Source organism: Cohnella terricola, assembly GCF_007786475.1.
Classification (GTDB): Bacteria; Bacillota; Bacilli; order Paenibacillales; family Paenibacillaceae; genus Cohnella; species Cohnella terricola.
The window spans coordinates 1-17530 of the sequence record NZ_VNJJ01000028.1; the positions used below are offsets into that span (position 1 = coordinate 1).

A 17530-nucleotide genomic window follows, 5' to 3' on the forward strand; every position below is an offset into this window, starting at 1 on the left:
GAGTCATGTTGATATTCCTCCGATGAATGTTGTCTCGACAACCTCATTCTAAGAGAGAACTTTCAACATGGCTTTATTTAATGTTTACCAACAGCCATTTTACACAATTATATGGACTCTACTACTCCGCTCACCATTTTGTATGAGATTTCGTACAAAACCCCAACGTCGGTCTACCTCTCGCACCATTTTGTATGAGATTTCGTACAAATTCCCCACAACGATCTGCCTCGTGCACCATTTTGTATGAGATTTCGTACAAATTCCCCACAACGATCTACCCCGCGTACCATTTTGTACGAGATTTCGTACAAAACCCCAACAACGATCCCCCTCGCGCACCATTTTGTACGAGATTTCGTACAAAACCCCAACGACGATCTACCTTCGCTCCACTCCACCCTTCATCACAGTAACTATACTCTCCTGCAATGCTCTTGCGTTCTCCGCCTGATAAGGGTCTGCGGCAAAAATAATAGCATCTGCCGCGAAGCCCTCGGCTATTCGCCCGATGCTATCTCCGTATCCCAAAATATCGGCAGCAGCCGATGTAGCGGCCTGCCAAGCTTCTGCGCGTGTTAGTCCGCAATCGATTAAGGCATCCCACTCGTCCAGATTGGTACCATGCAGCATTGGGGTGGCATAGTCGGTGCCGAAGCCCATGCGAACGCCTGCTTTTTTAGCATAGCTGACAGCATTCGGGTGAGCTTCGGCGGCACGAGCAGCCCGTTCACATAGAACCGGATTCAAGGCCAGCACACTGGAAGGATCAGCGGCGATCCGGTAGATGGACACCGTAGGTACAAACGCTGTTGTAGACTGTGCCAGCCGGTAAGCCTGATCCTCTGTCATAAACATGCCATGCTCGACGGAGGCGACCCCATAACGGATCGACCAATCTAACGCTGGTCCGCCCCAGGCATGTACTAGAACCTTCACGCCTAAGTTATGCGCAGCGCGCACGATGGCTGCAAATTCTTCTTCCGCAAAGACAGGATTCATCACGGTTTCCGACGGTGAGCCCAGTCCTCCGGTTGCCAGAATTTTGACCCAAGTCGCCCCGGAATCTACAATCTCTTTAACGCGTTGTTGTAAATATTCAGGACCGCGCGCATCCCCCGCGCCTAGCATATCGCCACAGGTGTGAACACTTAGAGGCTGAGCGTAATGTCGGCGGATACGCTCCGCAGTTGCAGACGATAGTCCGCCGGCATCACGTACGCTAGTTACCCCGGTCCAAAGCGTCGCTTCAAAAGCTTGTGCTTGCAGCGCTTCAATCTCCTGCGAATCACGCTTCAACTGGTCGTCATGATCGAAATCCGTCCAAGCCAGATGGGTATGCAGATCAATGACGCCGGGAGCGATCCACAGATCTCTGCCAGAATCGGATGGCTGCAAAGGTGATGCACTCGACTCATCCGACTCAACAATAGATGAAAAAACACCGTTTTTTATCGTGATATCAAATCGTTTATTCGTAATGCCTGAAATAAAAACATGGCTGAAGACCTGCTCGTGTTGGGAATTAACGCTCATCGGCACCCTCCCAGACCGACCGCCCGGCGGCGATAGCCGCTGCTGGATCTTGGCCGGTAAGCTCAGCAAGTGTCGTGAGCGCTTGTTCAACACTGTGGAGACTAGCATTGGCGCCGTAATGGTTAATCCGCAGCAATTGGTGGAGCATAGCTCCATCTCCAGGCGCGACGATGCCGATCGGCTGAGCGATATCCAGCGAACGATCTCTGGAAATACGAACAGTCGTATTCAATGGAGCATAGTTGGCCTCATTGACCTGCCATGGCTCAAGCCCCAGTGCTTTCAGACCGGCAATCGTCGATGATGAGGCCAAACGGTGTCGGCGGTGAACGGTTGCCAAGCCTTCTTCTTCAATACGCTCCAACGCTTCAATGAGCGCCCTTGCTTCCAACACCGGAATGTTGGCCGGAACACGGAAAGTATCCTTATCATCGGATGAACGTCGCAGATCAAGCAAGGAGAGGATTGAATTCCGGGGCGCACGTTCATTGGAGGTGATAAATTCCCAGCCACGCGGGGAGATTCCTACAGCACTAACACCGTTCGGACCAGCGAGCGCTTTTTGCGCACCAATCGTTACAAAATCAATACCCCACTCGTCAAACCGTACAGGCTCCGCCCCGATCGCAGAAACCGAGTCTACGATCGTAATGAGGTTGGCATTGCGAGCAGCCTTCAGAATCTCTTCCGTAGGGTTTGTCCCCCCTGTAACCGATTCAGCATGCACAAAGGACAACGCAACTGGCTTATATTGATCGATGGCTGCTGCCACGGTCTCCGCCGTTGCAACTTCATCGAAAGAAACTTTGATCTCAATGACTTCCGCGCCGCCGCGCTCAAGCCATTTTCCGAAAATATCGCCATATGGCCCTGTCACGACATTCAAAATCCTGCGCCCAGGCGCAGAGATTCCGGCGGCAATCGCTTCGATGCCAAGAATAGCTTCACCCGGAATAATGACCGGAGCCTCTTTCGTGTACAGCAGTCTGGCCAGCAATTCCGTGAGACGATCATGCTCCGATAGAGTAAGCGGTACGAATCCTTGATGCTGTTGACTCATAAGAACCCTCCTGAGAGTTGGGATGTTGGCATTTTGGGAACGGCAGATAACAATTCCCGGCTATAGGCAGTCGATGGACGAGTAAAAAATTGCTCCTTCGTGTTCACCTCAACCAATCGCCCCTGGCGCATAACGGCAACGTTATCACTGATCGCATGGATCACGCCAAGATCGTGGGAGATGAACAGCATCGTCAGATTCAGCTCCGATTTCAACTTGTTAAAAAGTTCAAGAATGCTCAATTGGACCGAAACGTCCAAGGCGCTCGTAGGCTCATCTGCAATCAGTATACTCGGCTCAACGCTCAGAGCACGGGCAATCGCAATGCGCTGGCGCTGCCCCCCAGAGAATTCATGCGGGTATCTGCCAAGCGCGCTTTCATCCATACGGACGCTCGCAAGCAGTTCCTTACATCTTCTGTCCACATGTGATCGGTCCACAATTTGATGGAACAACAACGCTTCGGCCAGAATTTGTCGGATTGTATGCTTGGGATTAAATGAAGAGTCCGGATTCTGAAAGATCATCTGGATCTTCTTATGCTGCTCCCGACTTCGCTTCTTCCCCAAATTCTGCGAACCGAGCAGCACTTGCCCCTGTACAGGAGAGATCAATCCGGCGATCACCCGTGCAAGCGTGGATTTACCCGAGCCGGATTCGCCGACGAGGCCAAGCGTCGTGTGCTGCTGGATTTCCAAGCTCACCTTATCGAGTGCGGTAAAATGATCATAGTGAACGGTCAAATCTTCGATACGCAGTGCCGTGCTCATACGCTTGCACTCCCTTCAAGCTCCGGTAAAGGCAGCACGGAATCAATCAACATCTGCGTATAGGGATGCTGCGGATGCTGCAAAAGACTCAAGGCGTCCCCATGCTCTACAATACTGCCTTGTTTCATTACGCAAAGCTTGGAACAGAGGGTCGCGGCAATCGCCAAGTTATGTGTAACGAATACCATCGCAAAGTCCAGTTCTTGCTGCAAGCGGGTAATCGTCGCTAAAATCTGTTGTTGCACCGTAACGTCGAGGGCCGTCGTTGGCTCATCGCAGAGCAGAATTCCAGGCTTGCATGCCAAGGCGATTGCGATAACAATACGCTGACATTGACCGCCTGACAGTTGGCTAGGATAGCGGTCCGTCTGTTTCAAGGAATCAGGAAGGCCGAGCATCTCCAGCAACTCTAGGGCAATCGTACGTGCAGCTTTACGGCTTACTTGCTGCCTGTAATAGACAACCTCTTCCACCTGACGAACCACTGGACAAAGCGGGTCAAGCGACTTGCGCGGATCTTGAAAAATCATCGCCGCACGAACCTCGCTCTTGATGGTTCCCCCGACTTGTTCCACGCCACGAGGAAGCAGCCCCAGAATGGCGCGCAGCGTAAGGGATTTTCCTGAACCGGACTCCCCTACAAGCCCCAGGCTCTCTCCCCTGTCCAGCGAAAATCCTACACCGGATACTAATGTTTTGGACCCTGCGGCCAGCGACAGTTCTTCCACTTCCAAGATCGGACTAGCACTCATTTTCTCCTCCATAAATCCGCCAGGCCATCACCCGTGAGGGACAAAGCAATTCCCGTATAGACGACTGCGAATCCAGGAACGGCTGATAGCCACCATGCTGTTGTAATAAAGGATTGTCCGTCTGCGATCATCGTTCCCCAGTCCGGGGTCGGAGGCGCAATACCGATGCCCAGATAACCGAGCGTAACAATGGCTACGAGCAGCCCCACCATATCCGTCATCAGCACGACAACCGCCTGCGGCAAGACGTTAGGCAGCAAATGACGCAAAATAATTCTCACGCCGGAAAGTCCTAGCGTTTGGGCCGAGGCGATCCATTCCTGCTTACGGAAAGAGGCGCTGAGCCCTCTCGTCACACGAGCGAACACAATCCATCCTACAAGAATAAAGGTAATGTAAATCCCGCGTTGTCCGGCACCACTGGCAAAGGCTACAATAATAACGATCAAATAGAATGGAAAGGCAATGAATGTATCGGTCACTAAAGAGATGACACTGTCCACCCATTTCCCGTAATACCCCGCTAACATCCCCAGAAATACACCTGTGCAAAAAGGGATGATCTCTGCCAGCACCATGATCTTCAGATCACTTCGGGCGGCATAAATCAGCCTCGAAAATACATCCCGTCCGAGCTGATCGGTCCCCAGCCAATGCTCGGCCGACGGCGGCTTCAGAAACGCGTACAGATTTTGCTCGCTTGGCTGATAAGGGCTGATGACAGGTGCCAATACTGCCAAGCCGATCAGTAAAACAAGCATAATGCCTCCCGCTACAAGCGAGGGCGTGCTTAGAATTGTTTGGAACGTGCTTTTACGCTGATCATCCGGTTGCAACGGCAGGTCTAATAATGTAGATTTCATTGTTTTCCTTTCGTCCGGGGGTCAAGCCACCAGGAAGCCATTTCCACCAATAGGCTGATTATCACGACAGCGATCGCACAATATAGCGCGATACCTTGGATTACCGGAAAGTCCCGTTTGGAAATCGAGGAGAACAGTAAACTTCCGATTCCCTTGATCCCGAACACTTGTTCAACAACCAGCGTTCCGCCGATAAGGTATGAGATATTTACCCCAAGAAGCATCAGTGTTGGCAGCGCGGAATTGCGCAGCACATGTCTCAACAGGATCACCCTGCTCGGAATGCCGGCAGCCTTCAAAGTCACGAGAAAATCAGACTCCAACACCTCCAGCATTTGTGCCCGAAGAGACCTGACCAGCGTAGGAATTTGCGTAAAAGCTACCGTTATAGCCGGCAATATGAGACTATGCAACATTCCCGTCCAACCCTCACCCACACCGCCTACAGGGAACCAGCGCAGACGAACGCCAAACAGCAGGATCAGCAGCAATCCTACCCAGAACACCGGCATCCCCAATGTAATGGTTGGAAAAATGCGGATCAAATGATCCAGCAACTTATCCTTGTTGGTTGCCGCGAGCATAGCGAGCAGAAGAGAAAGAAGGATGGCCAGAAAACTAGCCATCACAATTAACAGCAATGTAACAGGAGCGCGATCCGCAATCAGCTCTCTGGCAGAAGTACCGGAAATAATTGAAGCCCCGGTGTCCCCGTGAGTCACCAAATTTCTCACAAACCGAAGGTACTGATCTCCGATTGGAAGGTCCAGCCCGAGCGTGTGATGCATACTTGCAATAGCCTCGGGTGTGCTGTATTCCCCCAAGATCATCTTGGCAGGATCACCGGGTACGATTCTGATCAGAAAAAAGACGGCTGTCACCACGCAGATAACGACAAGCGCCGCTCGAAGCAGCGCCTGTGTCAGCCATCTGCGCGATGAATCCAATGTAACGGATGGCTTTATCTCTGTGTTTGATTTCATCATTTCTTGAGTTGAACATCTTCAAAGCGAAGACTGCCGTTCGGAAGAACCACCAGACCATTCACTGAAGAACGGGCACCAACCAGGATGTCAGGGAAGTACAGAGGAATGTACGGCACTTCATCCGCAAGAATCTGCTGCAGCTTGGCGTAAATTTCACCGCGGCTCTCTCCATCCGGCGTTTTCTGGCCTTCATACAGAAGTTTGGTCACTTCTTCATTGGTGTAGTGCGTCCAGTACGATTTGCTAAACCCATTCGGATCGGTCTGGAAGGCCAGAATCGAATTGGCTTCCGGGGAATCCGCCTGTCCGCTGTTCAGCATCGCTGCAAAGTCATATTTGAAGAAACGCTCACGGAATGTCGCCAGTTCCACCGTTTCAATCTCTATGTTGATACCGATGCTTTTTGCCGCATTTTGAATAATTTGCGCCTCTTGAGCACGCGCGCTGTTACCGGAAGCAATCAGCAGCTTCGTGCTGAACCCGCTCGGGAACTTCGATTTGGCCAGCTCGGCTTTGGCTTCATTGACATCATAGTTTAACGCTTTAATCGTATCATTCGTGTTGTAAGGAATGGCCGGCGGCAGCAGGGAATTGGCCGGTTTCGCAAAACCAAAGGTAAGCGCCTGGGTCAAACCGTTACGGTCAATCGCCAGCGCCAGCGCGCGGCGAACGTGAACATCGGAGAAATGCTGATCCAGCGTATTAAAGAACAACTGCTCCGTTACCCAGCTTCCGTTCGTTAGAACAGCGGTAGCTGTCCCTGCTTTCAATTCATTCGCATTTTGCAAGGCTAATGATTCAATGGCGTCGACTTCTCCAGCTTTGAGCTGGTTGATCGCCTGGCTGTCGTCTTCAATCAGCTTGTAGACCAGTTTGTCGATGTATGGCTTGCCTTCTTGCCAGTAATTCGTATTCTTAGTGAAGGTCACATCTCCGGCCGGGTCCCATTTCTCAACGACAAAAGGCCCCGTACCAATAGGCTTCTTGAGGAATTCTTCTTCAGAGACGCCGCCGAAGTTGTTCGGAATAATCCCATTAGAGAAATTGCTCAGCTCTGAAATGAATGGCGTGTAAGGCTCTTTCAGCGTAATCACCAAAGTTTTGGCATCCTGCGCTTTGACCGAAACAACCTGTGCCGCAATGGCCAGCGGTCCGCCTACCTTCAGGTGACGCTCAATCGAGAATACCGCGTCCTGGGCCGTGACTTCAGTACCGTTCGAGAACTTCAAGCCGTCGCGCAGAACAAACGTATACGTCAGACCATCTTTGCTGATGTTATGCGATTTAGACAGCCAGTCCACGATCTCGCCCTTGTTATCAAAGGCAACAAGCGGTTCGAACACTTTATCAATCGCAAACGCGTTGTTCGATGTAATCTGATTATGCAGATCAAAGGAATTAACGGCCGCCGGACGTCCATAGGTAAATGTGCCGCCGGTTGCAGGCTTGCCCCCATCCGCACTTTGACTTGGGCTCGCAGCAGAATTTGGACTAGAGCCCGTATTGGACCCGGAGCAGCCTGCTACAATGACCAATAAAACAAGGGCTAACGGCCCGACCAGAAACGACTTTCGCAGTGAAGAAAATAATGTAGACATTCTAAATCCCTCCCTTTAATAATTAATCATATGCGATTAGTATGGATTACATTATGGAATAGACTTTTTCTCCAGTCAAATTGTAAATATTGGAGTCCAGAACCTTCCAAAAGCCTGATTTTATGCGGTTTCTTCGCCTTCCAGTAAGCTCTTCCTTCTTGATCCAGCTTCCCTTTATTTTCCCAAGGGACTTCAGTAATTATACGGAAATAGCTTCCGGCTCCCTGCGTACGGAACACCACGAATCAAACAAAAAAAACATGCCCAATTCTTTTATTAAAAGTGATAAGAAGTCCAATATAGCCAATAAGAATAAGTGGTTGAATATAATGTTAGACATTTTATTGGTGAAAATAAGAATGGATAGAAGTTTCAGAGAAGATCTGAACTCTATCCATTTCTTTTTGTTATTTACAACAACATTTTTGTTCAGTAAATCCACTTTCGACTATTAAACTATCGTTCGACGTTAGTTCAAAGAACAGTTCATCAACAAATTATCACTTCACTCTTTCGGAAATATTTTTACTTATTTCTTCAGGATTTTCAACACCAATGATCAACTTTGATATTTTGAACTTACCAACTTTAAAGCTATTCAAATCTAAATGAAGAGTTTCAAGCTCATTTTCAAAAAAGTGCAGTTGATAACCACCATTCGATCTAAATAACCCATTTCTCATTCCTCCTAATAAAGCACCATATAGCTTAAAAGCATTTGGTATCGGTCTACCTGTTGTTATTCCCTTGATTGAAGAGTATGGAATTTGCAACCCTTTATCTAATTTTAAAAAGGGTGAGTTTCCAAAGTCGATATTTACGTAGGTTTCCATTAGTTGAATTTTACGTTCCATATTTTGATTCCCTCATTTTCAAATAATCCATTTATTTCATAACCCATAATTACATATAATACCACAATGCCTCTTTTCTTCATAAAAGTCTGAGCTCTGCCCGTTAGCTTAACCTGAATTAAACAAAAGAGGATGAGCACCACGCATAAGGGGAACCCCCCTTTGCATGGCTCATCTTTTTTTAAAATGTCTAACATTGTATTCAATTGCTTATTACTATTGTCTTTAGTGGACTTCCTTCACCTTTAATGTTACAGAGTAGGCATGTTATCGTATGTATTTATTTCAACAAAATGCGAATCAAAATTTCCTTATCGGGCAGCACGAACTGCTCACCGAACATAAGCTTAAAGGAAGCAATTCCTTGGGTTGCCGAGATAAAAGTGGCTGCCAGTTGAAAGGGATCGCCTTCAGCGGCCTCCCCCGTCTGTTGTCCCTGTTGCATTTGTAGTAAACCGGTCACGGTTGCGCGCCACCTGAAGCGTTATTTCTCGTGAGATCAAGATTAGATATTGCATGGCAACTATCAATGGATTCATCGGCGAAAACGAACATAGCGGAAGAATATTGAGGCATATCATCGATATTCCGTACGACGGGAAACAGGAAAGTCCGCTAACAAATCAAAAGCGCAGGTCCAAATGGACTGCGCTGTCTCTATTTAATGGTGGACCTTTTCTACCATCGCCAATAATCGGCAAATGTATTTTCCACCCGAGCAGAAAATTTAAAATAAGGAATCCATATTAAACATATGCCAATAGCTATAGCAATTGACCAATAAGATGCTATCATTTCTTCGCTAACAGCATAAGTCGTTGTAAGCAAGTATGATTTGATGATTGTACCTAGCAGATTCATGCTATAAAAAATGATCATTAAACGCGGTACGATCGGCTTCTTTCGCAAAAATTCAAAAAGCACATAACAGCAATAGAGGATGGTCAACCCGTCAAACACAGCATCGAATGTCAAAACGGTCGTCCACTCTTCATTGTAAAATTCCGTGAACGACCTTGTCTTAATCCGCACAATATGAGAGTCTGAGAACAATGCCGGCAACGTTTTACTAAATAATTTCGTCGCTACAAGAAATATTGAAATAAGCAATCCTAAAAAAACGACCATCAGCCAGCCGCTAATCCCTCTAGGCCCATGAATGTTTTCATCCCATTCCGCTCCCCTTCCTGCCCATCCGTTCTCTACTTCTTTCTGATCTACTCGGTACTTCACTAGATCTTGCAATAATAGCCCCCCACTAATTGGTTTTATTCAATTCCTCAAGAAGGATTATCGACAAATTATTGTATTTTATTTACTAATTTTATTAAAATATCATAATATCTATAGCTCCCTCGCCATATTTAATGGTTATCTTTATGACTATAGGTGTCATATATTTTCTGGAGGACTTGAAATTTTGCGATATATATCCATTAATTTCAGTTGTTAATTTTTCACTTCTTAATACAGTTGTTTTATAATCAAAATACGACAATCGTTTTCTTGACTCTAGGAGGCTTAGATAATTTTGGATCCTCTTATTAAACATACATGGAACTTCACTGAATCCGAAGCAGTAGATCTCCAGAAACAGTTAGCTTTAAAAGTTATCCAAAACGATCAATTTAATAAAATCAATTATATTGCTGGGGTGGACGTTGCATATAGCGAGGATACTGATAAACTCATTGCAGCTGTTGTAATTCTTGAAGCAACTTCACTTAATGTGGTTGAGAGTGTTGTTGTGGAGGATGTATCTCAGTTCCCCTATATTCCAGGCTTGTTTTCTTTTAGAGAACTCCCTCCAATAATTAAAGCGTTCGAGAAACTCGTTACAATACCAGATTTAGTCGTATGTGACGGTCAAGGAATTGCTCATCCTCGAAGGTTTGGGCTTGCTAGCCATCTAGGTGTTTTATTTAATATCCCTACTATCGGTTGCGGAAAAACTAGATTACTGGGGGAAAATGTGGAGCCCGAAAGTTCAAGAGGATCTTGTTCTCCATTAATTGTGGATGATCAAGTAATTGGTACAGTTTTGAGGACTCAAGATAACGTCAAACCTATCTATGTTTCTATTGGTCACAAAATCTCTTTACCTACAGCAAGGGAATGGATATTAAAATTATGTCCTAAATATCGCTTGCCTGAAACAACCCGGCAAGCTGATCAACTTGTTAGAAAGACTTTAGCTAAAGATAGTTAATACACCCCATTTTCACAAGGTTATTTCCTTCATAATAAGTTTTTACACTGAATACCTTTCTACATTTCTAGTATGTTTATTTTATAATTGATATCACTCATATCAACTTCAACAAAATTAAATTCTGATGTAAAAACACCAGTTTTCCCAGACATTCTACTATGTGCACTAATCCGTTTGTAAATTTCTAGTTTTTGATTCATTGTGGCATTTTCCAATTGATTGTTCTTTTTATTAATCACCTTTTTGATTCCAATCCACCAAACTTCATCTCGAAAATCAGCTATACCAACTAGGGCTGTACAACTAGAATCTTCATAACTTATCTCATCAATACCATTAGATCCAATTTTAAAAAAATTATGTATTTATCAGACATTAATAAAACCTACCTTATCCTAGATAAGTGCTGCTGAGAAAGCAGATTCAAGCATAGTATCAAAATCGCAAAAAGTTTCCATGTGCTCCCCTGAAGGCTTATCTAGTTCAACAAAACTTTTACTAGAAACATTATAACAATACCAAGCAATATCTGAATCTCCAAAAAAAATCAATTCGTCTTCGCCATTAATTGATTCCCATGTTTCATTGGCATCAAAAAAACTGTCCACCTGATTTATTGGAATAGAATCTAATAAAAACTGGTCGATCCCGTATATTTTAAGTCCATTAAATTCTATTCCATTAACTGTTTGCAAAAATTTATAGTATTGCTGTGGTAGTACATCTTCACCGAATTTTTCTACTATGGATTTACGAAATCCCGATAACTCGTTTCCATTGGCAGGTAAATTGAGAGTACGATTTCGCTTGTCCCTAATTTTTGAAATTTTATCAATTTGTTCTTTCCACATATATAATCACCTTCCATACCCTTTGTTAATGAATTTTGCTCATTTGTAATAACTTGTGACCATAAGACCCTGTTCAATGTATCGACATAGCGTTATTTAGGGTATAAAAGTAAAGCATTGAAATGAGATCTATTTTATCAATAATTCGCACATTGCTTGTAAATTAACAGTTTCTGCTCTTTTTCCATTTTCATAACGATAGACTAGTAATCTGATATTTACATTATACTTACCGGGTAATAGGTCGCTATCTTGATATTTACAAATGTCGTACATTTTATGATGAGGATTATCAGGGGATATAGTTATTGTATCTTTTTCCCAACCTAAACTACTTCTAAAGTATCCTCCAAATACCGGCTCGTCTCCTTGTAACAAAACAATTTCTCTTAAATCTATTTTATCTGCGATTTCAATATTATCGATTGAAGATATTCTTACTACAACAGGAATAGCTTTTATATTTGCTTGATAATTGTAATCCTCTAATAGAAATACATCCAACCTCATTTATTCCCCCCTTATCTCTAATTAATGTTTTTAGATATCTGGTGCATTTTGATCATTTTCATCCAATAAAACAAAAACATGATTTCCAAATTTATTCTTTGTAAAATCATCTGAATCATAAACGGTAATTCCGATACTCAGCATTCCGGATATAGAAGTTGAAAGATCTATTTCCTTTACTTAAATTTCAATTCTTCCGTATTAGTTTTTAAAATTTTTCTAGTGACTGTATTCCATCATATCTATGCGCTACACTTTACTCCGTGGAATTTCCGTCTGAAAAATTCGCATTTAAATGAATTATTGAGCCCTTCTTAATTTTCTCAACTTTCACTCGTTCTTGAATATTTATTCCTATAAGTGGGCTATTTGAAATCGAAAATGACACACTAATATCTTTTACTACAAATTCGAAAAACGATCCATTCACGCTGCTTACAGCTATCTTTGAACCAACTAATTTATTTAATTTTGTAATGTGATGTGTAGCTGATTCAGTATAACTAGCGATTAATACCAAGCCCCGGTCGGATAAATCAACTACATCATCTAACCTCATTAACTCCAAAATATCTTCTCCCTTCTAACGACCATCAATGAAAAATTCTCTGTTTTTGACTCCAGCATTTCGTAGCCTAGATATTCCATCTCGTAAAAGCAGCCTCAATGTAAATCAGTCTGCGATGTGAAAGCCCCTACAATTCACCATATTCTCTTATCACTGCTTTATTGGCACAATCTAGCATAAATCTATGAACCAAATTGTCTACTTTTGCTTTATCAGCAATTCTTAAACAAACCTCAAGAAATCGGATCCAAGAAAAAACGAGGCCAATAATGGTAGAATCTAACCATAATTGACCTGTTTATTGCAACGAGCCTTTCTTCTCTAAATATTCGACTGTTGAATTTATATCTACTCTCCTTCCACTTTACCAACCAGCTGAGTTTTATCTGAAGTGTTGGTCACTTTTAGCTATTAAAATAGTCAATTACGATTTTATCTAGTTTTTCATTTCCCTTTTCATTTTCAGATAAATATTCGATAAAAAAATTATTAACGCAATCATTTTTAAAATTACTCACATACAAAAATACTGTTTCCACATTTTGATTAAGCATGCGTTCATTCAATTGCTTATGTGATAATCTAATAACCTCTTCAATAAAGTTACTATCATTTGTTTCTAACAATAACTCAAGTATAAAGTCTAGTTCATCTTGATTATCTCCCTTTATTATTTCACATATTTCTCCTCTGCTCATTTCTAATTTGTATATATCTTTTTTTGCACTCCGAAAATCATCTAATGAAGTACCTGCTTCATCATAAAACATTGACCAAAACTTGTCATAGCTAATAAATTTATGAGTAAACCTATACTTATTCTCTGATACTTCTTTTTCTAAATAATTAGGATTTTTATCTGAACTGATTTCAAAATATTGTGCATCATATGGAATTACACTTCCGTAATCATTTTGAATCTTAAACATAACATACTGTCTTTCATATGCATCTGCTATATACTCACCTTCATAAACTGTATACATTTTATTAATAGTTATATTATGCCTATTGCTATTTTCTATACACTTTACTCGCATTATCTCACCTCATATTCGTAGGAACATAAATTATCATCTATTTCTGGCAGCCTCACCTTTAACTTAAGTATATCAGCATTAAATTCATCGAAATCATCTTGTAATTCCTCTTTATAGATTTGCATATGTTCTTCTTCAAGCAATTCTTTTAGACGTTGTCGCATAAAATCAATATCCTCATTCATGTCAATCATAATAAGAGCATAATTAACATAAATACAACACTCGTTTGTTTGTGTAAATTCTAGATGATGTTCACTTTCACCCAATGTCGCATATAAACTTTCTTTAATTGGGTTTTTCATATCTTCATGAAACGTCATAAAACAGTCCCTAACGTCGTCTTTAAGCTCCGGATATGTTAGTATCACACTTTTCCCTCCTGATTATTTAGTAAGATATTTAGTGTGAATTAAACTCTGTCTTTATGCCTGGTATTTTCACGTCAGCAATAGTATGAAAAGTATATACCTCCGATCCTAATGTAATATCTGAGGATTTTATTGATTTTCCTATACATATGCCTACCATTTTTTTATCAGTCGGTGAATTGGAAACTTGAACTGAAACAACTTCCAATTCTAATTCTTTGCCTCCATGTGTCCGAATAACGATAAAGTCACCAATATTATTTAAAGACGTGAGAACAGGGTTAATTCCAACTATAATAGTTCCATTTTCTTTGGATTCAAACACATCACCAATATCCATTAACTTTTGCATCTACATTTAATACCTTTCTTTTCATCAACTTCGCATTCTTTCGGTTGAAGTTAAATCAGGAGCAAATCTTGCTGCTCTAATACTTGCTTATGCTTCATCCAAAGCGGAATTCCTAATACGTGTTATATCATCGACATCATGAAGCGGAAATCCCCATCCAGCTAAATTTGGAATTATCGGCCATTCCCTTAATTTGAAGGGAGCGACCGTTTTCCTAATTATCACCATTATATCAACTTTCTTGATTCTCTGTAGAGTTGCCACTCTTGCTCTTAATGGAGGCGTATCTGTCTTGAAAGATGCGAATTATTGCCTTTCATCCTCCCTATCGGGGTGGCGTATTCTACAGTTGCGATATTTGAACAACCGAAAACGAAGATAACAAAAAGCAGGTCAATCATGGTAGAATCTGACCATAATCGACCTGCTTATGTAATGCTTTAGAGCTCTTTAGTTTGAAATTATCAAGTATTATTTTGTGTACGAACGAAATGACGAAATCTCTTTACGCAGGTATTACATAGGTAAAGTGTGTTATTGGTTGAATGATGGATTCATTCGGCACTGGGTAGCCCCATTATTGATATTCTACCGTACCTAAGAATCTCAGGTAAGTGGATTGAATTGTAGCTTCAATAATTTTCCCAGTATACTTAAAGTTATAAAGTAAAACTACTGCATTAATATCATTTGGCAGTTCTTCCTGCACTAGCGTATCAAATCTCGGGACAATTTCATCATCATAAGAGAATCCTTCAAGTAATTGATTCAGGTCATTACTTGCTTCTTCATAATATTCTGCTTCTCTTACCTCATCATCATATCTATGAATCTCAAAGTGTTCAGCAAATATAGATGGAATAAAATCTCCTTCATCAGAATAAGAAACAGCGAGCAACCTATCCAAATCTTCAGCGGACTGAATATTACCTATCCATAAAGATACATTTCCTTCAGTTTCCATAACCCTCCTGAAAAAAAATCAATAAAGTCTTGTAGACAGTGCTTCTTTTAACATAACTTGAAAAGTATCGAAAGAGTTCATTTCCGTCCCTGATGATTTATCAAGTTCTAGAAAAACCACTCCATAAATGACCAAGCCAGTGATTATCCAGCGTGTTCAGACCGTTCAACGACACATCCATCGCTTTATTGGTCATATTTTACAATCTTGTTGTTGGGCTTGTAAATAGGTTCACACAAACCTTGACAGCCCCATGTAGAATGCTCAATTAATAATTTATGGTGATATTATCAAAAGATTTAATCCTTTTTTCCAAATTTTCATTTTTTACATCGATTTCATAACTATGAGGTTTATAGTACTCGTATTGCTTATTCTCTTTATCGTAAGGAGCTTCTTTCTCAATTATTTCAACTTCTTCGGCACCAATAAAACATGAAATAACATCAGCAAATAAAGATAGTATCTCAACATGTGAGAGATTTAACTCTCCCTCATATACAACATTTCCAAAAGTATCACTTGTTGTATATATACCTTTTGTATTCTCATCAATAAACATGATCTCTTCATCTTTAACAAAAATTGATGTGTGATTTCCATTGAAACTAATAAACAAATCCTGTTTCTCTCCGTCAAAACATATAAATTGAATTGGTGTACTTGAGGTTATTTCTATCTCTCTATCATCATCAGACAATGTTTTTATAGCTACAGCTGGATTATTTTTGAATTTAGTTATAAGATGTTCCCAAAGTTCTTCATTAGAAAATTGCATACATACCTTTGAACCATAATTCATTTTTTCTTCTTGCATTAATCAAGCACCATTCCTTTTTTAAACTGATTTACTGCAAACTTTATTTGGCATCTATTACATAACTGCAATCTAATATCCTATATGATTTCAACATCGGGTCTATAATCCCAGTAATCTTTACTTACTAAACCATTGCATTCACATTCAACTGTTTTTTGAAAGAGAGGTCGAATTGCTTTGATAATAGTCGTGCCCCCCTTATATTCTAAATCTCCATTTAATAATATATCTTCGCTGCCTCCTTCATTTTTGTAAAACCATCCGTTACCCTTGAATTGATCATTTTGATAAAACGATACAGATATCCAGTAACCATTTACTGAATCGGGCCAATTAATTGCCCTTATTTCGTTCACCGTTAGTATCTCAACCGAACAGGCTTCATTGGCAGGTACAAAAATATCACCGTTTATAGCATTTAATGCAGATTCATCTAGTGTTACAGGCATTACTTTTGATAGATAAAATGCATCTTTAGCTTCTGGATCTGGCGTAATATGTCCGCCAAAATTCAAAGCACTAACCCTTTTTCCACTTCTGATTCCAATGTATTCAGTGGGTTTTAGTTGTTCTATATGCATTGGAATTATTGTTGATGGAGTTACTTTTTTGCCACGAAGCTTCAATGGACGTAATGAATGTTCTAATAAGATAAACAACTTCATATCCCCTTTCAACAATAATATACTTGGGGTTATCTTCTGAAACTGTAAAAGAACATTTCGACAAACTAAAAGTTGAAGCATTATATGAACCAAAAGTTTTCTCGCGAAATAACCAGACTCCATGACAAGGAGGATTAACTTACCTTTCAGAAAATCGTATCCGCATTCTTGCTGAATTAGGGAATCATTATTAAATTCAAAAAAGATCTATCCTACTTAGATTTCAAGTGGATAGGCCAGACAAAGCACTACTCTCTAAGCATTTCAAAAAATTCAGATATATTGAGGGCGACCCTTTGTGTTACAGGAGAAAACTCCTCTGACTCTTCATTGAACCAAATAACTACAGTAGGCTCTTCTGTTTCTCTGAAATCCAAACAAATAAAATCTCCTGAAAAAAGCGCCGCGATAGGAACTACATTCATTCCCACTAAATCTTCATTGTCAGTTAATCTATCCCCTACTTGTGCAATAGTAACTTCAATATCATACCAACCATTTATGGGATCAGACTCACTTTCATCTAGTACACACAAAAATTTCTCGATAAGATAATCATGCTGGTTAAAACTAAACAAATTAGTGATTGGTACAGCTCCATTATTCTCCTTAATAAATAGTCTATAAGCTTCGGGAAATGAAACTCTCAAACTTCGTTCAACTACACCTAATAACTCATCGCTCGGCAATGGTAAAACAATTGTTTTAACATCCAATCTCATTTTTTCTCTCCCTATTAGCATGTGCTCAACCACCTG

General features: G+C 41.6%; 21 protein-coding genes. 1 reads left to right on the top strand and 20 read right to left on the bottom strand.

Annotated elements, in window-relative coordinates; all coding sequences use genetic code 11:
* Positions 1-381 precede the first annotated feature (381 nt).
* From FPZ45_RS24465 to FPZ45_RS24510, 10 genes are all read right to left on the bottom strand, one after another.
* Positions 382-1536 (bottom strand): amidohydrolase family protein, encoded by a 1155-nt coding sequence (locus tag FPZ45_RS24465; protein WP_144707284.1) that lies wholly within the window; start codon positions 1534-1536, stop codon positions 382-384.
* Positions 1526-2596 carry a pyridoxal-phosphate-dependent aminotransferase family protein gene (locus FPZ45_RS24470; protein WP_144707285.1) on the bottom strand — a complete coding sequence of 357 codons (1071 nt, stop codon included), beginning with the start codon at positions 2594-2596 and terminating at the stop codon, positions 1526-1528. The genes FPZ45_RS24465 and FPZ45_RS24470 overlap by 11 nt, the downstream gene beginning before the upstream one ends.
* On the bottom strand, positions 2593-3366 hold the full coding sequence (locus tag FPZ45_RS24475; RefSeq protein WP_144707286.1) for an ABC transporter ATP-binding protein: 774 nt from the start codon (positions 3364-3366) through the stop codon (positions 2593-2595). Before FPZ45_RS24475 ends, FPZ45_RS24470 begins: the two co-directional genes overlap by 4 nt.
* Positions 3363-4118, bottom strand: a complete 756-nt coding sequence (locus FPZ45_RS24480; RefSeq protein WP_144707287.1) for an ABC transporter ATP-binding protein — start codon at positions 4116-4118, stop codon at positions 3363-3365. The genes FPZ45_RS24475 and FPZ45_RS24480 overlap by 4 nt, the downstream gene beginning before the upstream one ends.
* Positions 4115-4981, bottom strand: a complete 867-nt coding sequence (locus tag FPZ45_RS24485; RefSeq protein WP_144707288.1) for an ABC transporter permease — start codon at positions 4979-4981, stop codon at positions 4115-4117. The genes FPZ45_RS24480 and FPZ45_RS24485 overlap by 4 nt, the downstream gene beginning before the upstream one ends.
* Positions 4978-5967, bottom strand: coding sequence for an ABC transporter permease (locus FPZ45_RS24490; RefSeq protein WP_222430814.1), 990 nt, complete (start codon positions 5965-5967; stop codon positions 4978-4980). The genes FPZ45_RS24485 and FPZ45_RS24490 overlap by 4 nt, the downstream gene beginning before the upstream one ends.
* Positions 5964-7565 carry an ABC transporter substrate-binding protein gene (locus FPZ45_RS24495; RefSeq protein WP_144707289.1) on the bottom strand — a complete coding sequence of 534 codons (1602 nt, stop codon included), beginning with the start codon at positions 7563-7565 and terminating at the stop codon, positions 5964-5966. Before FPZ45_RS24495 ends, FPZ45_RS24490 begins: the two co-directional genes overlap by 4 nt.
* A 500-nt stretch (positions 7566-8065) precedes the next feature.
* Positions 8066-8419 carry a hypothetical protein gene (locus tag FPZ45_RS24500; RefSeq protein ID WP_144707290.1) on the bottom strand — a complete coding sequence of 118 codons (354 nt, stop codon included), beginning with the start codon at positions 8417-8419 and terminating at the stop codon, positions 8066-8068.
* 280 nt (positions 8420-8699) lie between these two features.
* On the bottom strand, positions 8700-8882 hold the full coding sequence (locus FPZ45_RS24505; protein WP_144707291.1) for a hypothetical protein: 183 nt from the start codon (positions 8880-8882) through the stop codon (positions 8700-8702).
* 215 nt (positions 8883-9097) lie between these two features.
* A complete protein-coding gene (locus tag FPZ45_RS24510; RefSeq protein WP_144707292.1) occupies positions 9098-9664 on the bottom strand; it encodes a DUF2569 domain-containing protein in 567 nt (188 codons plus the stop codon).
* 286 nt (positions 9665-9950) lie between these two features.
* Here FPZ45_RS24510 and nfi point away from each other — a divergent pair, with 286 nt between their 5' ends.
* Positions 9951-10628 carry a deoxyribonuclease V gene (nfi, locus tag FPZ45_RS24515; RefSeq protein ID WP_144707293.1) on the top strand — a complete coding sequence of 226 codons (678 nt, stop codon included), beginning with the start codon at positions 9951-9953 and terminating at the stop codon, positions 10626-10628.
* 398 nt (positions 10629-11026) lie between these two features.
* Here nfi and FPZ45_RS24520 read toward each other — a convergent pair whose 3' ends face one another.
* The 10 genes from FPZ45_RS24520 to FPZ45_RS24565 form a co-directional block, all read right to left on the bottom strand.
* Positions 11027-11482 carry a YrhA family protein gene (locus FPZ45_RS24520; RefSeq protein ID WP_144707294.1) on the bottom strand — a complete coding sequence of 152 codons (456 nt, stop codon included), beginning with the start codon at positions 11480-11482 and terminating at the stop codon, positions 11027-11029.
* A 129-nt stretch (positions 11483-11611) separates the two neighbouring features.
* On the bottom strand, positions 11612-11992 hold the full coding sequence (locus FPZ45_RS24525) for a hypothetical protein (RefSeq protein WP_144707295.1): 381 nt from the start codon (positions 11990-11992) through the stop codon (positions 11612-11614).
* A 256-nt stretch (positions 11993-12248) separates the two neighbouring features.
* Complete coding sequence (locus FPZ45_RS24530) at positions 12249-12560, bottom strand: hypothetical protein (RefSeq protein WP_144707296.1); 312 nt, start codon at positions 12558-12560, stop codon at positions 12249-12251.
* 404 nt (positions 12561-12964) lie between these two features.
* Positions 12965-13600, bottom strand: a complete 636-nt coding sequence (locus tag FPZ45_RS24535) for a hypothetical protein (protein WP_144707297.1) — start codon at positions 13598-13600, stop codon at positions 12965-12967.
* The gene (locus tag FPZ45_RS24540) at positions 13600-13971 is read right to left on the bottom strand and encodes a hypothetical protein (protein ID WP_144707298.1); all 372 of its coding nucleotides are present in this window, start codon (positions 13969-13971) and stop codon (positions 13600-13602) included. The genes FPZ45_RS24535 and FPZ45_RS24540 overlap by 1 nt, the downstream gene beginning before the upstream one ends.
* A gap of 31 nt (positions 13972-14002) precedes the next feature.
* Positions 14003-14323, bottom strand: a complete 321-nt coding sequence (locus tag FPZ45_RS24545) for a hypothetical protein (RefSeq protein ID WP_144707299.1) — start codon at positions 14321-14323, stop codon at positions 14003-14005.
* Between the two features lie 577 nt (positions 14324-14900).
* Complete coding sequence (locus FPZ45_RS24550) at positions 14901-15287, bottom strand: immunity 22 family protein (protein ID WP_144707300.1); 387 nt, start codon at positions 15285-15287, stop codon at positions 14901-14903.
* A 268-nt stretch (positions 15288-15555) separates the two neighbouring features.
* Positions 15556-16104, bottom strand: a complete 549-nt coding sequence (locus FPZ45_RS24555) for a hypothetical protein (RefSeq protein ID WP_144707301.1) — start codon at positions 16102-16104, stop codon at positions 15556-15558.
* A gap of 80 nt (positions 16105-16184) precedes the next feature.
* Complete coding sequence (locus FPZ45_RS24560) at positions 16185-16766, bottom strand: hypothetical protein (RefSeq protein ID WP_144707302.1); 582 nt, start codon at positions 16764-16766, stop codon at positions 16185-16187.
* A gap of 254 nt (positions 16767-17020) precedes the next feature.
* Positions 17021-17494, bottom strand: coding sequence for an SMI1/KNR4 family protein (locus FPZ45_RS24565; RefSeq protein ID WP_144707303.1), 474 nt, complete (start codon positions 17492-17494; stop codon positions 17021-17023).
* Positions 17495-17530 lie beyond the last annotated feature (36 nt).